Annotated in this window: 18 protein-coding genes; 10 read left to right on the top strand and 8 right to left on the bottom strand. The window is 66.2% G+C overall.

What is annotated here, in order from left to right:
* Window positions 1–123: 123 nt before the first annotated feature.
* Window positions 124–609: a DUF456 domain-containing protein gene (locus BCL79_RS04605; protein ID WP_121038009.1), complete on the bottom strand. Its 486-nt coding sequence runs from the start codon at window positions 607–609 to the stop codon at window positions 124–126.
* Between the two features lie 231 nt (window positions 610–840).
* Here BCL79_RS04605 and BCL79_RS04600 point away from each other — a divergent pair, with 231 nt between their 5' ends.
* Window positions 841–1,044, top strand: a complete 204-nt coding sequence (locus BCL79_RS04600; protein WP_019185917.1) for a cold-shock protein — start codon at window positions 841–843, stop codon at window positions 1,042–1,044.
* 84 nt (window positions 1,045–1,128) lie between these two features.
* Here BCL79_RS04600 and BCL79_RS04595 read toward each other — a convergent pair whose 3' ends face one another.
* The gene (locus tag BCL79_RS04595; protein ID WP_019185918.1) at window positions 1,129–1,614 is read right to left on the bottom strand and encodes a glycine zipper 2TM domain-containing protein; all 486 of its coding nucleotides are present in this window, start codon (window positions 1,612–1,614) and stop codon (window positions 1,129–1,131) included.
* A gap of 118 nt (window positions 1,615–1,732) precedes the next feature.
* The gene (locus BCL79_RS04590; protein ID WP_428999399.1) at window positions 1,733–2,161 is read right to left on the bottom strand and encodes a hypothetical protein; all 429 of its coding nucleotides are present in this window, start codon (window positions 2,159–2,161) and stop codon (window positions 1,733–1,735) included.
* 106 nt (window positions 2,162–2,267) lie between these two features.
* Here BCL79_RS04590 and BCL79_RS04585 point away from each other — a divergent pair, with 106 nt between their 5' ends.
* Window positions 2,268–3,080: a tRNA threonylcarbamoyladenosine dehydratase gene (locus tag BCL79_RS04585; protein WP_121038003.1), complete on the top strand. Its 813-nt coding sequence runs from the start codon at window positions 2,268–2,270 to the stop codon at window positions 3,078–3,080.
* Window positions 3,081–3,107: 27 nt separating this feature from the next.
* Here BCL79_RS04585 and BCL79_RS04580 read toward each other — a convergent pair whose 3' ends face one another.
* Complete coding sequence (locus BCL79_RS04580) at window positions 3,108–3,980, bottom strand: LysR family transcriptional regulator (RefSeq protein ID WP_121038000.1); 873 nt, start codon at window positions 3,978–3,980, stop codon at window positions 3,108–3,110.
* A 97-nt stretch (window positions 3,981–4,077) separates the two neighbouring features.
* Between BCL79_RS04580 and BCL79_RS04575 the strand changes: the two genes are divergently transcribed.
* Window positions 4,078–5,481 (top strand): MFS transporter, encoded by a 1,404-nt coding sequence (locus BCL79_RS04575; RefSeq protein ID WP_121037997.1) that lies wholly within the window; start codon window positions 4,078–4,080, stop codon window positions 5,479–5,481.
* Here the strand turns inward: BCL79_RS04575 and BCL79_RS04570 are convergent.
* Window positions 5,455–6,228: a TatD family hydrolase gene (locus BCL79_RS04570; RefSeq protein WP_121037995.1), complete on the bottom strand. Its 774-nt coding sequence runs from the start codon at window positions 6,226–6,228 to the stop codon at window positions 5,455–5,457. The two genes, BCL79_RS04575 and BCL79_RS04570, sit on opposite strands and share 27 nt — an antisense overlap.
* Complete coding sequence (locus BCL79_RS04565) at window positions 6,225–6,449, bottom strand: DUF6116 family protein (protein ID WP_121037992.1); 225 nt, start codon at window positions 6,447–6,449, stop codon at window positions 6,225–6,227. The genes BCL79_RS04570 and BCL79_RS04565 overlap by 4 nt, the downstream gene beginning before the upstream one ends.
* 159 nt (window positions 6,450–6,608) lie before the next feature.
* Here BCL79_RS04565 and BCL79_RS04560 point away from each other — a divergent pair, with 159 nt between their 5' ends.
* The 7 genes from BCL79_RS04560 to BCL79_RS04530 all read left to right on the top strand — a co-directional run bounded on the left by BCL79_RS04560 (window position 6,609) and on the right by BCL79_RS04530 (window position 15,208).
* A complete protein-coding gene (locus tag BCL79_RS04560) occupies window positions 6,609–7,439 on the top strand; it encodes a glycine zipper 2TM domain-containing protein (protein WP_121037989.1) in 831 nt (276 codons plus the stop codon).
* A gap of 132 nt (window positions 7,440–7,571) precedes the next feature.
* Entirely contained in the window at window positions 7,572–8,123 is a 552-nt protein-coding gene (locus tag BCL79_RS04555) for a GNAT family N-acetyltransferase (RefSeq protein ID WP_121037986.1), read from the top strand.
* Window positions 8,124–8,252: 129 nt separating this feature from the next.
* A complete protein-coding gene (locus BCL79_RS04550; protein WP_121037983.1) occupies window positions 8,253–10,532 on the top strand; it encodes a thiamine pyrophosphate-dependent enzyme in 2,280 nt (759 codons plus the stop codon).
* A 3-nt stretch (window positions 10,533–10,535) separates the two neighbouring features.
* Window positions 10,536–12,479 (top strand): asparagine synthase (glutamine-hydrolyzing), encoded by a 1,944-nt coding sequence (asnB, locus tag BCL79_RS04545; protein WP_121037980.1) that lies wholly within the window; start codon window positions 10,536–10,538, stop codon window positions 12,477–12,479.
* 121 nt (window positions 12,480–12,600) lie between these two features.
* On the top strand, window positions 12,601–13,161 hold the full coding sequence (locus BCL79_RS04540) for an NADPH-dependent FMN reductase (protein ID WP_121037977.1): 561 nt from the start codon (window positions 12,601–12,603) through the stop codon (window positions 13,159–13,161).
* 214 nt (window positions 13,162–13,375) lie between these two features.
* Window positions 13,376–14,800 carry a replicative DNA helicase gene (locus BCL79_RS04535; protein ID WP_121037974.1) on the top strand — a complete coding sequence of 475 codons (1,425 nt, stop codon included), beginning with the start codon at window positions 13,376–13,378 and terminating at the stop codon, window positions 14,798–14,800.
* Window positions 14,801–14,992: 192 nt separating this feature from the next.
* A complete protein-coding gene (locus BCL79_RS04530; protein WP_121037971.1) occupies window positions 14,993–15,208 on the top strand; it encodes a hypothetical protein in 216 nt (71 codons plus the stop codon).
* A 146-nt stretch (window positions 15,209–15,354) separates the two neighbouring features.
* On the opposite strand, the gene lpdA is transcribed toward BCL79_RS04530, so the two are convergent.
* Together lpdA and sucB are read right to left on the bottom strand one after the other, a co-directional pair.
* Window positions 15,355–16,791 (bottom strand): dihydrolipoyl dehydrogenase, encoded by a 1,437-nt coding sequence (gene lpdA, locus BCL79_RS04525; RefSeq protein WP_121037968.1) that lies wholly within the window; start codon window positions 16,789–16,791, stop codon window positions 15,355–15,357.
* Window positions 16,792–16,852: 61 nt separating this feature from the next.
* Window positions 16,853–18,055 carry a dihydrolipoyllysine-residue succinyltransferase gene (sucB, locus tag BCL79_RS04520; RefSeq protein WP_121037965.1) on the bottom strand — a complete coding sequence of 401 codons (1,203 nt, stop codon included), beginning with the start codon at window positions 18,053–18,055 and terminating at the stop codon, window positions 16,853–16,855.
* Window positions 18,056–18,089: the final 34 nt, after the last annotated feature.

Raw genomic sequence — 18,089 nt, 5'->3', positions numbered from 1 at the left:
GGGTCAACCGGCACAGTGTGGCCGCTGAGGACTATTCCCGCCAGCGCACGACACGGTCGATCTGATCCGGTTTATGCCGGTCAATGGTGTGGTCAGGGCGTGAAGCCGTCACGCCGCCGCCGGTCAGAAGAACCACGCGAACGCGAACAGGCCCAGCATCGCGATCACCAGCGCCAGTTTCAAGGCGAACCCGAGCAGGATGCCAACCCAGGTTGCCAGGCCCACCTTGGTCGAACGGCCGAGCTCGCGGGTATGCCAATACTCGCCCAGCAGCGCACCGGCCAGCGGCCCGACGAACAGGCCGATCGGCATGAAGAACAGCCCGGCGATGCTGCCGATGAAGGTGCCCCACAGCGCCTTGCGGCTGGCGCCGACCCGCTGGGCGCCGACCACCGTGGCGAGGATGTCCACCGCGAAGGAGAGCAGGGTCAGCAGCCCCAGTACCGCCAGGGGCATCCAGCCCACATGGACAAAGCCATCTGCCCATGCCGCCAGCAGCAGGCCGGCGAACACCAGGGGAATTCCGGGCAGGGCCGGGAGGAGGATGCCGGCGATGCCGACCAGTACCAGGAGGGCTGCTAGCAGATACAAGATGAATGAAGGGTCCATGCTGTCGAGTATGGTTCCTGAAATGGGGTTGACATCGGAAGCTTTTAGCTAGTTGCTTTTTCGTTTTGCCCGGGTTAAGTTGCAGACGCTGAGCTTGGCAAGGTCACCGTGGATCGTGGCCTGATGATGGTAGATCTTCCAGATCCGCTGCATCGTTGCACCCCGCTTCCCCTTGCTGTCAGCCGCCTGTACGGGTGTATCCAACAACAAGACAGTTAGGGAGTAGCTGAGATGGCTGAGAAGGGCACCGTCAAGTGGTTCAACGACGCGAAGGGTTTCGGGTTCATCAGCCGTGAGAGCGGCGAAGATGTGTTCGTGCACTTCCGTGCGATCGAATCCCAGGGCTTCAAGAGCCTGAAGGAAGGTCAAGCGGTCGAGTTCGAAGTGGTCACGGGCCAGAAGGGCCTGCAGGCCGACAAGGTCAAGCCGCTCTGAGCGCAGACCGGGTCCTGCCTGGTTGAAACACGAAAAGGGCCCGCTTGCGCGGGCCCTTTTTTATCTACGCGTGCGTTGCGCCGATCAGCGCAGGATCACCTTGCCGTTGACCACGCGCACGTAGGTATTCTCGCGGATGCCACCCAGATCACGCTGGTTGACGACGACGGTACGGCCGTCATCCATGCGCACGGTGATGTCGAACGTATCGCTGGTCACGTTCTTCTGGATCTGGTTGCCGGCCAGCGCACCACCCACCGCGCCTGCGGCGGCGGCGATGTTCTTGTTGCCACGGCTGCCACCGGTGTGGTCGGAGATCTCATGGCCGGCGACGGCGCCGACGATGCCACCCAGCACCGCGCCGGTCGCGCTCGGTGCGCTGCGGCCCGAAGCGACCTGATTGATACGGGTCACGATGCCGCAGTCCGCGCAGCGGTTGGTGTTGTAGTTGCCGCCGGAATTGCCGTAACCGTTGTTGTAACCACTGCTGCCGTAGCCCGGCGAGGTGGTGGCACAGCCAGCCAGGGCGACGGTGGCAACGGCAGCGGCGGCAATCAGTTGAATCTTCATGGTGTATCTCCTGGCCAGAGGGGTGGTCGAATGCGTCTGGTGCGCATGGAGCAGATCGTGTCCTGTGCTGCGTGAACAGCGTGCCAATCCCGGTGCGCCAGGGTGGCTGGAAGATGAATCAGCGGAAATCCTGGTGGCAGGCCTTGCAGTCGGTCTGGATCTTCTCCACCAGCGTAGCCATGCCCGGGCAGTCGGTCGGCGGCGCGGCCAGGGCCTCATTGAGGGTGGCGCGCAGGGCGCTGGCGTGCTGCTGGAAGCCTTGGCTGTCCTTCAGGCCGGGAAAGGCCAGGTCCAGATCATTGGAGAGCGAGCGCAGCGTCTGCAGCCGCGGCACGGTGTCGGCCAGGCTGCAGCGGTTCTGCGCCTGCGCCGCCTGAAGCAACTGCACCTGGCGGTTCATCACGTGCATCAGCGAATCCGGGAAGGGGTCCTGGCGGGCCTGGATCGCGCGCGAGACCATCACCGTGGCGATCAGGCCGATCACCAGGCCAAGCAGGCCGACGAACAGATAGCGGTACGCGGCGGACGGGCGGCGGGGCGGGGACATAGGGTCGTTCATGGTGAGGGCTTCGGTGAGGGTGGCTGCGGCGATGGTACGACGCGTCCTGTCCACGGCGCGTCCCGGAGCGCCCTGTGCACATTAAAATAGGGGCATGAAGAACGACGTATTGCGCGAACGATTTGCCGGCATCGACCGGTTGTATGGGGTAGGCACCGTGGATCTGCTTGCCACCCGCCGGGTGGCGGTGGTGGGCATGGGCGGCGTCGGCTCGTGGGTGGTCGAAGCGCTGGCGCGCACGGCGGTGGGCCATCTGACCCTGATCGATGCCGATGACATCTGCGTGTCCAACACCAACCGCCAGCTGCCGGCGCTGGCCGGCCAGTACGGCCGCAACAAGGCCGAGGCGATGGCCGAGCGCTGCCGGGCGATCAACCCGGACATCAGTGTCGATGCGGTCGCCTCTTTCTTGACCGTGTCCAACATGGTCGAGCTGCTGGACCGCGATTTCGATCTGGTGATCGATGCCTGCGACAGCTTCCGGGTCAAGGTCGAGACCATCGCCTGGTGCCGCCGCCGCAAGCTGCCGATCCTGACCGTGGGCGCGGCCGGCGGTCGTACCGATCCCACCCTGGTGCGGATCCGCGATGTCTCGCGCACCGAACACGACGCGATGATGGCGCTGATCCGCAAGAAGCTGCGCAGCGATTTCAACTTCCCCAAGAACGCCTCGCGTTACTTCGGCGTGCCGGCGGTGTACTCGCTGGAAAACGTGAAGTACCCGCAGGCCGACGGCAGCGTGTGTGGCATCCGCCCGAACCTCGGGGCCGACGCGGCGCTGAAGCTGGACTGCGGCGCCGGGCTGGGCGCGGCCACGCATATCACCGGCGCGTTCGCGTTCGCGGCGGTGGGCAAGGCGCTGGAGATGTTGATGAAGAAGCCGGCCACGGCGGTCACGGCCGACTGAGCCGCTGCGGTCACGCAGTGGACCGGCTTACGCGTCCAACCCGAGGCCGGGCCGGTCCGCGACGACTTTCGCCACAAAGTCCATGACCGTGCGTACCGATGGCGAGCGCCGGAGGTCACGGTGCACCACCAGCCAGATGTCACGCGAGAACGGCGCCCCGTCATGCTCCAGCGGAGTCAGTCCGGGCGCGGCATCACCCAGAAAGCGCGGCAACGCGGCCACGCCCGCTCCGGCCAGAGCGGCTGCCCGATGACTGCTGATGTCGCTCAGTTCGCACGCCACGGTCCGGCTTCCCGCGATCTGCAACAGCCACTGCTGCTGGGGCATGTCAGCAAACTGCGTGTCATAGGCAATGAAGGCCCAGTCTTCGGGCCGCCGGGTGGCGACGTACTCGTGGCTGGCATAGAGCGCGAACGGCATTCGTCCGATTCTGCGCACAACGCTGCTGGCTTCCTTGGGACGGACCAGCCGCAGAGCCACATCCGCCTCGCGGCGGGCGAGTGATACCTGCTGGGCTTGGGCCGACACGGAAAGTTGAATGCCGGGCTGCGCTGCCCGGAAGTCGGCAACCCGTTCCGCCAGCAGGTGCGCCACCAGCACTGGCGGTGCACTAAGCGTCACCCTGGCATTGACGGCCTCCTGGCTGGCCCGGCTCACGCGGGCGACAGCAAATGCTGAGGCGTCCATGGCCTTGGCGTGCTCGTAAATCTGGACGCCCATCGCGGTAAGGCGGACGGAGCGTGGCAAGCGCTCGACCAGCGCAACCTGCAGTTCGACCTCCAGCGCCGCAACACGACGGCTGACGGTTGCATGGTCGACATGCAACGCCCGAGCCGCGCCTGACAAGGTGCCGTCGCGCGCAACCGCCAGGAAATGACGGAGATTCTCCCAGTCGAACATCGGTGCGTTTTCGCAGGTATGGAGTGTGATTTCGGGGAATTTTCGAGGGTGCTCGCCAAGCCTAGCATGGGCGGTCTCTTCTGCTTGTGGGACCCCAATGACAGCTTTTTCTGCTTCCGCGCGCGGTACGCTCTGGGCCGCCGCGCTCGGCTTCGTGGTGGTGCTGCTGGACATCAGTGTGGTCAATGTTGCACTGGATGCCCTGCAGCATGAATTTTCAACCGATGTGGCCGGCTTGCAGTGGGTGGTCAATGCCTACACCTTGGCTTTCGCCGCTCTGCTGCTTACCAGCGGGGCGCTGGGCGACCGCTTCGGCGCGCGCCGGCTCTATCTCTCGGGCTTGGTGGTGTTCACTCTGGCGTCGGCTGCCTGCGGGCTTTCGGGCAGTCTGACTGTGATGGTCGGGGCCAGACTGATCCAGGGCATGGGCGCGGCGTTGCTGGTACCCAACTCGCTGGTCATGGTGCAGCAGGCATTTCCGGACAGCCAGGCACGTAGTCGTGCCGTCGGTTGGTGGGGCGCTCTCGGGGGAGCGGCCCTGGCTGCCGGTCCCGTGCTGGGCGGAGTGCTGGTAGCGCATGCAGGCTGGCGCAGCGTGTTTCTGATCAACCTTCCGATGGGTTTGATCGGGATCTGCCTGACGCTTCGGCATGCGGCGCCTTCCGGCGGCGGACATCGGCGTGGCCTCGATTGGAGTGGGCAGGTGGCTGCCATGGTTGCGCTGGCAGCGACGACCATGACCCTGATCGAGGCAGGTCAGCTGGGTTGGGGGCATGGCGTGGTGCGCGGAGGGGCCCTGTTGGCGCTCATGTCCCTCACGGCCTTCCTGTGGATTGAAGCTCGCAGCACCTCACCCATGCTGCCATTGAATCTGTTTCGGAATCACACGTTCTCCATCGTCTCGCTGGCAGGCGTCGCGGTGAATTTCGCCTATTACGGGCTGATTTTTGTGTTCAGTCTGTTTTTTCAGATGCAGCAGCATCTATCCCCGCAACAGACCGGCCTGGCCTTTCTGCCGATGACCCTCGTTCTGGTCGCACTCAATGTGGTGGCGGGGCGCCTGATTACGCGGCTCGGTCCCAGGTTGCTGATGTTCATGGGTCTTGCGCTGGCAGGATCGGGTTACCTGTTGTTGATGCCGGTGAGCATCGGGGGCCATTACGCGCTGTTGATCGTACCGATGCTGATGGCGGCAAGCGGGGTCGCCTTGGTGGTGCCGACCATGACCAACGCGACGCTTGCATCGATCGACCGGTCGCGGGCAGGCATCGCCTCCAGCGTACTGAACTGTGCGCGACAGGTCGGCGGCATGCTGGGTGTCGCCCTGTTCGGCAGCCTGATCGGCGATGGCGCGCCGGATGCATTCATGCATGGCATGCACATCTCGATCGGCATGTCGGCGGCAGCGCTATTGCTGGCGAGCGTCCTGTGCTGGTCTGGCATGCGGCCGGGGCCGCTGCACCCGTTGCGCGCTTCAGGAGAAACCGTGAAGCCCGAATAGGCTGCGCGCATTGGCCGTGGTCTGCGCGGCAATCACGTCGGCCCGCTCCCCGCGCAGTCGCGCCACCGTCTCCAGGATCACCGGCAAGCGTGCCGGTTCATTACGCTCTCCACGGATCCCAGCATCCGGCTGATCCGGCGCATCGGTTTCCAGGAGCAGCTGCTCCAGCGGCATGCTGGCGACCAGGCGGTGCAGGCGCTGGGCGCGGTCATAGGTGAGCGGGCCGCCCAGTCCGATCAGGAAGCCCAGCTGGTGCAGTTGCCGCGCCTGCTCGGGGCTGCCGGAGAAGCTGTGCACCACGCCGCGCAGCCCGCCGATCTGCTTGATCGCCGCGATCACCGCATCCACCGCGCGGCGCGCATGCACGATCACCGGCAGGTCGAATTCGCGTGCCAGCCGCAGCTGGCCCAGGAAGTAGTGCAGCTGAGCGTCCACGTCCAGACCCTCCACGAAGAAGTCCAGCCCGCATTCCCCAACCGCGCAGGGGCGCTCGCGTTCGAGCCACGCACGCAGAGCCTCCAGGTGTTCGGGGCGGTGCTGGTCCAGAAACATCGGGTGCAGTCCGTAGGCCGAGTGCAGCCCGTCGGCCAGCCGGCACGCATCGCGCAGGCCGGGCCAACTGGCGGCAGTGACGGCGGGAACGACCTGGGCCATGACGCCGGCCGCGCGCGCGCGCGCGATCACTTCAGGGCGATCCGCATCGAACTCGCCCGCATCCAGGTGGCAGTGGCTGTCGATCAACCTCACGCGCGGCGCTTGGCCGGCAGCGGCGGGGGAAGCTTGTCGCCGCGTCGCTTCCAGTTGGCCAGCAGCAGTGTGCCCAGGCCAAACAGGACTTCATCCACGAACGGCAGCGGATCGGGAATCACCAGCGTCACTGCGAACAGGGCGGCGGTGATCTTGAACAGGGTGGGGTAGCGCAGCCGACGGGCCCATTCCAGCACCGGCAACAGTATGGGATTGGACATGAGGCACTCCTGGGCAGATGCTGTAAACGCTATCACGAGCCCAAGGCTCACCGAACCTGAATGGGCGACCGGATGTTCACGATCCGTGGAGATTCCGTTCAGGGTGGCCGTGCTGGAATTCACTCAAGAACGTTGCGGATCGTCCGCAAGGAGCCGGTTATGAAAAGTACAACTACTACTGCGTTGGTCGCTGCGGGTGCGCTGCTGGTTGGCGGTATCGCCACCGCTGCCTTCATGAAGGGCGGCAGTTCCTCGCCCGATGCGGTGACCGCTGCTCAGACCCGGCCCACTCTGGACACCACGCCACTGGCCGACGATGGCGCGCGCACCGATCAGCTGGCCATTGAAGACAAGGCGGGCAAGCTCGAGTACGCCGACATCGTCAAGGTCGATCCGCTGACCAAGAAGGAAAAGGCCTTCGCCACCGTGATCGGCACCGAGCCGGTGCGCGAGACCTCCAGCACGCAGACGCCGCATGAAGTCTGCCAGGACGTGGTGGTGCAGGAACGCCTGCCCGAGCGCGACGGCAACGTTGGCGGTACCGTCGCCGGTGCGGTCATCGGTGGCCTGCTGGGCAACCAGGTCGGTGGTGGCAATGGCCGCAAGGCCGCCACGGCCGCCGGTGCCGTTGCCGGCGGCATGATCGGCAACCAGGTGGACAAGCGCCATGTGGGTGGCCGCGTGGTCAACCGCACCGAGCGCCAGTGCCATACCGAAACCGCGACCTCCGAGTCGACCCGCGTGACCGGCTACAACGTGACCTACCGCAATGAAGACGGCACCACCGGCACCATGCGCATGGCCAGCAAGCCGGGCAACCGCATCCCGATGGGCACCACCAATGCGGTCACCGGTTACAACGTGACCTACCGTTACGACGGCGCCGAGAAGACCGTGAAGATGGACAACAAGCCGAGCAGCGATCGCCTGCCGATGATCGATGGCCAGCTGGTCACCCAGACCGCTGCACTGGATGCGAACAGGCAGTAAGTTCCTGCAGCTCCAAATGCACCACCCGCACGCCGGCATCTGCCGGCGTGCTGCGTTTTGGGGCGAGCCGCACGGCACGCCGATCACGGCATCTGCGATCATGCCGGCACGCATGCAACACACGAGGGCGCCATGAGCATTTTCGACCTCCAGCTGGAGACCGACCGTCTGATCCTGCGCCCACCGCGCGCCGAGGATTTCGATGCCTTCCTGCGCTTCTGCTCGGACCCCGAGGTGATGCAGCACCTCGGTGGCGTGCAGGCCCCGTCGCAGGCGTGGCGCAGTTTCAGCTGCCTGGTCGGCAGTTGGCATCTGTACGGGTTTTCGATGTTTTCGGTGATCGAAAAGAGCAGCGGTGAGTGGGTCGGCCGCATGGGCCCCTGGCAGCCGCTGGACTGGCCGGGCACCGAGGTCGGCTGGAGCATCCGCCGCGAGAGTTGGGGCAGGGGCTATGCGCCCGAAGCGGCCGTGGCCAGCATGGACTGGGCGTTCGACACGCTGGGCTGGGACGAGGTCATCCACACCATCGATGCCGCCAACGAAAACTCCAAGGTCGTCGCGCGCAAGCTGGGCAGCTCGCTGCTGCGCATGGGCGAGCTGCCGCCGCCGCATGCCGGCAAGCCAATCGAGATCTGGGGCCAGTCGCGGCAGCAGTGGCAGCAGCGCCGCGCCGGGCAGCGGTGATGCTGCACCCGCGCTTGGCAAAGGCGATGGGGTGAGGCCAGACTCGGCATCGCGGGCGAGCCGCCCGCGGTGCATGAGCAAGCGTCCATCCGGCTATCCGCCTACGCAACACGTCCCGGAGGGTGATGCATGTTTGCCGTGGTTCCCGATCCGATTCCCGCGCGCATGAAGGGCCTCAACCGGGCCGAGATCTGCGACGCCAACTTCATCGATTTCGTGCAGCAGTGGCGTGGCGAGCCTGCGCCGAGGCCAGCCCCCGGCAGCCCCGTCCTGCCCGGCAGCACGCTGGATGCGCAGGGCTTTGCCGACCTCTTCGAGTCGCAGCTGATCAGCCGCCACCTGGACCTGATGGCGCGCGTGCTGCGGGTGCAGAACAAGGTCTTCTACACCATCGGTTCGTCCGGGCATGAAGGCAATGCGCTGGTGGCGCGGCTGGCCCGGCATACCGATCCGGCCTTCCTGCATTACCGCTCCGGCGGCTTCATGGCCGAGCGCTTCCGCAAGCTGCCGGGCATGGATCCGGTGATGGATGCGGCGCTTTCGTTTGCGGCCAGTCGGGACGATCCTGCCAGCGGCGGACGCCACAAGGTGTGGGGCAGCAAGCCCCTGTGGGTACTGCCGCAGACCTCGACGATCGCCTCGCACCTGCCCAAGGCCCTGGGCACCGCGCTGGCCATCGAAAGCGGGCGACGCATCGGTCACACGCTGCCGATTCCCGAGGACAGCGTGGTGATCTGCTCCTTCGGCGATGCCTCGGCCAACCACGCCACCGCGCAGACCGCGTTCAACACGGCGGCGTGGGCGGCCTACCAGCGGCTGCCCGCGCCGATCCTGTTCGTCTGCGAAGACAACGGCATCGGCATTTCGGTCAAGACCCCGGACGGCTGGATCGCGCAGAGTTTCGCGCACCGCCCGGGCCTGGATTACTTCTTCGCTGATGGGCTGGATCTGGTCGAGGGGCATGCGCAGGTCGAGCGCGCGCTGGCGCATTGCCGGCAGACCCGCCGTCCGACCTTCCTGCACCTGCGTACCACGCGTCTGATGGGCCATGCGGGCACCGATTTCGAGATCGAATGGCGGCCGTTGCCGGAGCTGTGCGCCGCCGAGGCCAGCGATCCGCTGCTGCGCTCGGCGGCGATCGCGATGCAGTCCGGGTGGATGACCGCCGCGCAGGTGCTCGATCTGTACGAGCGCGTGCGCGCGCGCTGCTTCGCCGCGGCCGCCGAGGCGGACCGACGCCCGAAGCTGACCGCTCTCGCCGAGGTCATCGCCCCACTGGCGCCGTACTCGCCGGCGGCGGTGCATGCCGAAGCTACGCGCGTGGCCGCCGATGACGCGCGTGCTGCCGCATTTGGGGGTGCGTCGCAGTTGCCGGAAATACAGCCGCCGCGCCATCTGGCGATCCAGATCAACCAGGCCCTGCACGATCTGATGGCCAAGTACCCGGCCACGCTGCTGTTCGGCGAGGACGTCGCGCAGAAAGGTGGGGTGTACACGGTCAGCAAGGGGCTGCTCAAGGCGTTTGGCCCACGCCGCGTGTTCAACACCCTGCTGGACGAAACCATGATCCTGGGCATGGCGCAGGGCCTGGCCAACCTGGGCATGCTGCCGATCCCGGAGATCCAGTACCTGGCTTACCTGCACAACGCGGCCGACCAGCTGCGTGGCGAGGCGTGCTCGCTGCAGTTCTTCTCCAACGATCAGTACCGCAACCCGATGCTGGTGCGCATTGCCGGGCTGGGCTACCAGAAGGGCTTCGGCGGGCATTTCCACAACGACAACTCGATCGCTGCGCTGCGCGACATTCCCGGCCTGGTGGTCGGCTGTCCCTCGCGCGGCGACGATGCGGCGATGATGCTGCGCACCCTGGCGGCGCTGGCGACCGTCGATGGCCGCGTCGCGGTGTTCCTCGAGCCGATCGCGCTGTACATGACCAAGGACCTGCACGCGCCGGGCGATGGCCAATGGCTGTTCCCGTATCCGGCCGCCGACCAGGCACTGGTGCTCGGCGAGGGCCGGGTCTACGCGCCGGAGGCCAGTGACCTGGTCATCTTCACCTACGGCAATGGCGTGCCGATGAGCCTGCGGGCGGCGCGGGCGATCGAGCAGCAGCTGGGCTGGCAGGTGCGCATTGTCGACCTGCGCTGGCTGGTGCCGCTCAATACCGGTTTCATCGCTGGCCAGGCTGCCGATGCCCAGCGCGTGCTGGTGGTCGATGAGGGGCGGCACAGCGCCGGGGTGGGCGAGGGCGTGATCACCGCGCTGGTCGAGGCCGGGCTGGGGCACCTGCCGATCCGGCGGGTATGCGGGGCCGATAGCTACACGCCGCTGGCGGGGGCAGCATTGTGCGTGCTTCCAAGCGACAATGCGGTATTGAACGCCGCCCTCGCGCTGGCGCAGGACCATTGATACATGTGTGGATTGGCAGGCATGTTGCTGCCCGCTCCGGCAAGGGAGCAGGCAGCACTGGAAGAACAGGCGCGGCGCATGGGCGACGCATTGGTGCACCGCGGCCCGGATGACAGCGGGGTGTGGGCCGATGCCTCGGCCGGCATCGCGCTGGCGCACCGCCGGCTGAGCATCCTGGACCTGTCGCCGCTGGGCCATCAGCCGATGACCTCGGCCGATGGCCGCTACGTGCTGGCCTACAACGGCGAGGTCTACAACTTCGCCGAGCTGCGCGCCGAGCTCGACGCACTGGGGCATGGTTTCCGCGGCCATTCGGATACCGAAGTGCTGCTCGCGGCGATCACCGAATGGGGCTTGGACGAGACCCTGCAGCGCAGCAACGGCATGTTCGCCATCGCTTTGTGGGACCGCGCCGAGCACTGCCTGTGGCTGGCCCGCGACCGGGTCGGCAAGAAACCGCTGTACTACGGCTGGGCCGGTGAAACGCTGGTGTTCGGCTCCGAGCTCAAGGCCCTGTGGCAGCACCCGGCCTTCGACAACGAGGTCGACCGCGATGCGCTGACCCTGCTGCTGCGGCTGGATTACATTCCCGCGCCGCACTGCATCCACGAACGCTGTTTCAAGCTGATGCCCGGCCGCGTGCTGCGGCTGGACGCCGAGGCGGTAGCCGCCGGTGCTGCCGCGCATCGCCCGGACCAGTTGCAGCAGCCGTTCTGGAACGCGCGCGAGCGCATGCAGCAGGCCCTGGCCGCGCCGTTCACCGGCAATGAGGCCGAGGCCGAAGAACGTCTGGATGCCGTGCTGCGCGACGCGGTCGCGCTGCGCATGGTGGCCGATGTGCCGGTCGGCGTCTTCCTCTCCGGCGGCACCGATTCCTCGGTGGTGGCCGCCTTGATGCAGGCACAGTCGAGCCAGCCGGTGCACAGTTTCAGCATCGGCTTCACCGGCTCGGATCATGACGAGGCGCCGCTGGCCAAGTCGCTGGCCCAGCACCTGGGCTGCGATCACACCGAGCTGTATGTCAGCGGTGCCGACGCGCTCGCGGTGGTGCCCAGCCTGCCGGCAATGTTCGATGAACCCTTCGCCGATGCCTCGCAGGTGCCCACGGCGCTGGTTGCCAAGCTGGCGCGGCAGGGCGTGACCGTGGCGCTGTCCGGCGACGGTGGCGATGAACTGTTCTTCGGCTACACCCGTTACCAGCGGGCGATGCGCAACTGGCGCCTGCTGGGCAAGGTGCCGGCGCCGCTGCGGCGCTGGATGGCCAGCCATGCGCATACGCAGGGCGAGGCCTCGCGCACGGGCGGGCTGGCCGCGCTGCTGGCCGAGTCCGGCGCGCGCGGCATCGGCGATGTCTACCGCAACCGCATTTCGCGCTGGCGCGATCCGGTGGCCGCCGTTCGCGGTGCACAGGCGGCCGGCAGTTTCTACGACCTGGCCGATCCGCTGCACGGCGCCGGCTCACCGGCGGACGCGATGATGCTGGCCGATTTCAGTACCTATCTGCCCGATGATCTGCTGTGCAAAGTGGACCGCACCAGCATGGCGGTCAGCCTGGAGGCGCGTGCCCCGCTGCTGGACTGGCGGGTGGCCGAGTTCGCCTGGTCGCTGCCGATGGCGATGAAACAGCGCGATGGCGTCAGCAAGTACCTGCTCAAGCGCGTGCTGGGCCGCTATGTACCGCAGGATATGGTGCACCGCCCCAAACGCGGCTTCGGTGCCCCGGTCAGCGCGTGGCTCAAGGGCGACCTGCGTGGCTGGGCCGATGAACTGCTGGATCCGGCGCGGCTGGCCGAGGAGGGGGTGTTCAACGTCGAGGCGGTGGCGCCGCTGTGGCAGCAGTTCAAGCAGGGCGAGCGCAAATGGCACACGCATCTGTGGAACGTGCTGATGTTCCAGGCCTGGCAGGCGCATTGGCGCAAGGCACGCGCCGACGTGACGCGCGCATAGCGCGACGCGTGCGAGTACATCTGGACGGAAGGCAGCCACCCATGGGTGGCTGACGCCGCCTTCACCGTTGCCGAAGGTGGTCCCGCCTAGGCTGGGCCTTTCCCCCAACGGAGCGAACGTGATGGCCGAATTCAAGATTGCCGTACTGGTCGGCAGCCTGCGCAAGGGCTCGCACAACCAGGCGTTGGCTCACGCGCTGGAGAAACTGGCCACCGGCAAGGCGGTGTTCTCCTACGTGGAGATCGGCGACCTGCCGTTGTACAACCAGGATTTCGACAAGGACTATCCCAGCCAGGGCCTTCGCTTGAAGCAGCAGATCCGGGATGCCGATGCGGTGCTGTTCGTCACCCCCGAATACAACCGCTCGGTCCCGGGCGTGCTCAAGAACGCCATCGACCTGGGCTCGCGCCCGTATGGCGACAGTGCCTTCGCCGGCAAGCCGGCGGCGGTGATCGGCGCCTCGATCGGGGTGATCGGCACGGCGCTGGCCCAGCAGCACCTGCGCAACATCCTGGCCTACCTGGACATGCCGGTGCTGGGCCAGCCCGAGGCCTTCCTGCACTTCAAGGAAGGGCTGATCGATGCGCACGGCACGATCAGCAACGAGGGCACCAAGGACTTCCTGCAGGGCTTCGTGGACACATTCATCGCCTGGGTCGGCACCCACGGCGGCACGCACTGATCCACCGCGAGCGGGTCAGGCTTCTGCGATAATGGCGGGGACGGGCGCCGCAAGGGCGTCCGTCGCACGCGATGCGACGGCCCCGGCCGATCGTACCGGCAGGCGCCGGTATCCCCAGCTCATCCACTGTTTATCCACAGGTTTGTGCATGGCTGCGGGGCGCCCCGCGTGCCTACCATGTCCTACGCCTCATACTGCAGGAAGTACGCCCCCCATGTCCGCCCGTTCTGGCTTCCGTTCCGACCGCAAAGACCGCGGTGACCGCTTTGATCGCGATGAAATGCGCATCGACGCCCTGCGCGTGCCGCCGCATTCGATCGAGGCCGAACAGGCGGTGCTGGGCGGGCTGATGCTGGCCCCGGAGAGCTATGACCGGGTCAACGACCAGCTGACCGAAACCGACTTCTACCGCCGCGATCACCAGATGATCTACCGCGCGATCCGCGAGCTGTCCGAACGCGACCGCCCGTTCGATGCGGTGACGCTGGGCGAGTGGTTCGAATCGCAGGGCAAGATGGAGTTGGTCGGCGATGGCGCGTACCTGATCGAGCTGGCGAGCACCACGCCGTCAGCCGCCAACATCAGCGCCTACGCGGAAATCGTGCGTGACAAAGCGGTGCTGCGCCAGCTGATCCAGGTCGGCACGGACATCGTCAACGACGGCTTCCAGCCCGAAGGCCGCGAGAGCAGCGAACTGCTCTCGGCAGCGGAAAAATCGGTGTTCGCGATCGCCGAGCAGGGCGCGCGCGGGCGCACTGATTTCGTGGCGATGCCGGGCGCGCTGAAAGACGCCTTCGAAGAGCTGCGCAACCGCTTTGAGAACGGCGGCAACATCACCGGTCTGCCGACCGGCTATACCGATTTCGATGCGATGACCGCCGGCCTGCAGCCGACCGATCTGATCATCCTGGCCGCGCGACCGGCCATGGGCAAGACCACGCTGGCGCTGAACATCGCCGAGTACGCCGCGATCAAGTCCAAGAAGGGCGTGGCGGTGTTCTCGATGGAAATGTCGGCCTCGCAGCTGGCCATGCGTCTGATTTCCTCCAACGGCCGCATCAACGCCCAGCGCCTGCGTACCGGTCAGCTGGAAGATGAGGATTGGAGCCGGGTCACCGGTGCGATCCGGATGCTGAAGGAAACCAAGATCTTCATCGACGATACGCCGGGCGTGTCGCCGGAAATCCTGCGTTCCAAGTGCCGCCGCCTCAAGCGCGAGCACGACCTGGGCCTGATCGTGATCGACTACCTGCAGCTGATGAGCGTGCCGGGCAACAGCGAAAACCGCGCGACCGAAATCTCGGAGATCTCGCGGTCGTTGAAGGGCCTGGCCAAGGAACTCAACGTGCCGGTCATCGCGCTCTCCCAGCTCAACCGCTCGCTGGAAACGCGTACCGACAAGCGCCCGGTGATGGCCGATCTTCGTGAATCCGGCGCTATCGAGCAGGATGCGGACATGATCGTGTTCATCTACCGCGACGACTACTACAACAAGGAAACCTCGCCGGACAAGGGCCTGGCCGAGATCATCATCGGCAAGCACCGAGGCGGCCCGACCGGCTCGTGCAAGCTCAAGTTCTTCGGCGAATACACCCGGTTCGACAACCTGTCGCACGATTCGGTGGGTTCGTTCGAGTAACGCCAAAGGCGTTACGGTAGTGCCGGCCGCTGGCCGGCTCCTATGGAACTGTCATCGTGCAGAGCCGGCCAGCGGCCGGCACTGCCGTTTCATCGGCGTATCCCGGGTTTCGTCGCAAACCCGTTGCAGTGCGCGCGGGCTGGGCGCGATGGTGGTCTCCGGGCGGCAGGGTGCCGCCAACGGAGACGTGCGATGAAGACCCTGTTCGCCTTGGGCGTGTGGTGCCTGCTGTTCGTGCTGTGCTGGCCGCTGGCGATCCTGGCCCTGGTGGCGTGGCCGTTCGTGTGGCTGTTGAGCCTGCCGTTCCGGCTGGTGGGCATCACCTTCTCGGCACTGTTCGCGTTCCTGGGCGCGCTGCTCATGCTGCCGGCGCGGGTCCTGGGTGGCGGGCGCCCGGCGACGGCCTGAACAACACCGCGATCGGGTAGTGCCGGCCGCTGGCCGGCTGCTCTTCTGTCGGGATGGCGTGGAGCCGGCCAGCGGCCGGCACAGTACCTGTCGCCCACAAAAAACCCCGCCGAGGCGGGGTTTTTCGTTACGGCACCAACGCCGGCTCAGTTCGCCTTGTGGATCGCGCGCTTGCTGACGGCCATAGCGGCGTCATGCACCACTTCGGACAACGACGGGTGGGCGTGGCAGATGCGCGCCAGGTCGTCGGCCGAACCGCTGAACTCCATGGTCAGCACGCCTTCGTGCACCAGCTCGGAGACATTCGCGCCAACCAGGTGCATGCCCAGGATGCGATCGGTCTCGGCATGCGCCAGGACCTTCACGAAGCCGGTCGGCTCGATCATCGCCACGGCACGGCCGTTGGCGGCGAACGGGAAGCTGCCCGCCTTGTACGGGATGCCTTCGTCCTTGAGCTGCTGCTCGGTCTTGCCGACCCAGGCCAGCTCCGGCTCGGTGTAGATTACCCACGGGATGGTGTCGAAGTTGACGTGGCCCGGCAGGCCCGCGATCAGCTCGGCCACGGCGATGCCTTCCTCGAAGCCCTTGTGCGCCAGCATCGGGCCGCGCACGCAGTCACCGACCGCCCAGACGCCATTGACGCCGGTGTGGCAGTGCGCGTCCACTTCGATCTGGCCACGCTCGTTGATCTTGACGCCGGTACCTTCGGCCAGCAGGCCCTTGGTGGCGGCGCGACGGCCAACGGCCACCAGCAGCTTGTCCACGATCAGGCTCTTCTCGCCTTCACCATCGGTGTAGGTCAGGGCGACTTCCTTCTTCTTGCCCTTGCCGGTCACCTCGGCCTTGGAGACCTTGGCGCCCAGGCGGATGTCCAGGCCCTGCTTCTTGAATTCCTTCAAGGCGGTCTTGGCCACTTCGGCATCGGCGGCCGCCAGGAAGTCCGGCAGGGCTTCCAGGATGGTCACTTCCGAACCGAGGCGCTTCCAGACGCTGCCCAGTTCCAGGCCGATCACGCCGGCACCGATCACGGCCAGGCGGGCGGGGACTTCGGTGAAGTCCAGGCCGCCGACGTTGTCGACGATGGTCTCGCCGTCGAACTTGGCGAACGGCAGTTCGATCGAATCCGAACCGGCGGCGATGATGACGTTGGTGCCCTTCAGCTCGACTTCCGAGCCGTCGTGCTGCTTCACCTTGACGATGTTGCCCGGCTGCAGCTCACCGAAACCGTAATACGCGGTGACCTTGTTCGCCTTGAACAGCATGGCGATGCCGCCGGTGAACTGCTTGACGATCTTGTCCTTGCGGCCAACCATCGCCTCGACGTCCATCTTGGCGTCCTTGAAGCTGATGCCGTGGTCGCCAAAGATGTGGCCCATGTTCCAGAACTGGCGCGAGGAATCCAGCAGCGCCTTGGACGGGATGCAGCCCACGCGCAGGCAGGTGCCGCCCAGGGCCGGCTTGCCGTCCTTGCCCAGCGCAGCGTCGATGCAGGCGGTCTTCAGACCCAGCTGCGCGGCGCGGATGGCGGCATGGTAGCCGGCCGGGCCGGCACCGATGACGACGACGTCGAATTGTTCAGCCATTGAGATATTCCTTGTTTCTTTACCAGAACCCCTCCGCGCAGGCGCGGAGGGGTGGGAGGTCTTACAGGCCGAACAGCATGCGGCCCGGGTTTTCCAGCTGGTTCTTGATGTCCACCAGGAACTGGACCGAGTCCTTGCCATCGATGATGCGGTGATCGTAGGACAGCGCCAGGTACATCATCGGCGCGATCACGACCTGGCCGTTCTGGGCGATCGGACGCTCCTTGATGGCGTGCATGCCCAGGATGGCGCTCTGCGGCGGGTTGATGATCGGGGTCGACAGCAGCGAGCCGAAGGTGCCGCCGTTGGTCACGGTGAAGGTGCCGCCCTGCAGTTCTTCCAGGCTCAGCTTGCCGTCACGGGCCTTCTTGGCGTAGTCGGCGATGGTCTTTTCGATGTCGGCGAAGGACATGCGCTCGACGTTGCGCAGGACCGGGGTCACCAGACCCTTCTCGGTCGACACGGCGATCGAGATGTCCGAGTAGCCGTGATAGATGATGTCATCACCATCGATCGAGGCATTGACCAGCGGGAAGCGCTGCAGCGCGTTGGCGGCGGCCTTCACGAAGAAGCTCATGAAGCCCAGCTTGATGCCGTGGGCCTTGACGAACTCGTCCTGCAGATCCTTGCGCGCGGCCGAGACCTTGGACAGGTCGACCTCGTTGAAGGTGGTCAGCATCGCGGTGCCGTTCTTGGACTGCATCAGGCGTTCGGCGATGCGCTTGCGGATGCGGGTCATCGGCACGCGTTCTTCCGGACGTGCGCCACCCGACTTGCCGGCGCCACCGTTACGGGCGAAGTTGACGATGTCTTCCTTGGTCACTGCGCCACGACGGCCGGTGCCGTCCACGTCGGCCGGGTTCACGCCTTCAGTGATGGCGGTGAAGCGGGCGCCCGGGGGCAGGGAGTCGGCAGCGGACTTGGCGGCCGGTGCGGGCGCTGCGGCAGCGGCCGGAGCCGCCGCCTTGGCCGGTGCGGCCTCGGCCTTCTTCTCTTCCGCGGCCGGCGCCGGGGCATCGGCCACGGCGCCTTCTTCGATGATCGCCACGACCTGGCTGGAGGTCACAGTGGCGCCCACCTCGAACTTGATCTCCTTCAGCACGCCGTCGACCGGCGACGGCACTTCCAGGACGACCTTGTCGGTTTCCAGATCAAGCAGGTTTTCATCGCGCTTGACGGCATCGCCGACCTTCTTGTGCCAGGTGGCGATGGTGCCGTCGGCGACGGATTCGGGCAGTACCGGGGCTTTGACTTCGGTGGCCATGCGGGAGCTTCCTGGTTTGTCTTTTCTAGAATGA

This window comes from Stenotrophomonas rhizophila, from assembly GCF_003651185.1.
Classification (GTDB): domain Bacteria; phylum Pseudomonadota; class Gammaproteobacteria; order Xanthomonadales; family Xanthomonadaceae; genus Stenotrophomonas; species Stenotrophomonas maltophilia_Z.
This window is presented reverse-complemented; position numbering and strand designations above follow the sequence as displayed.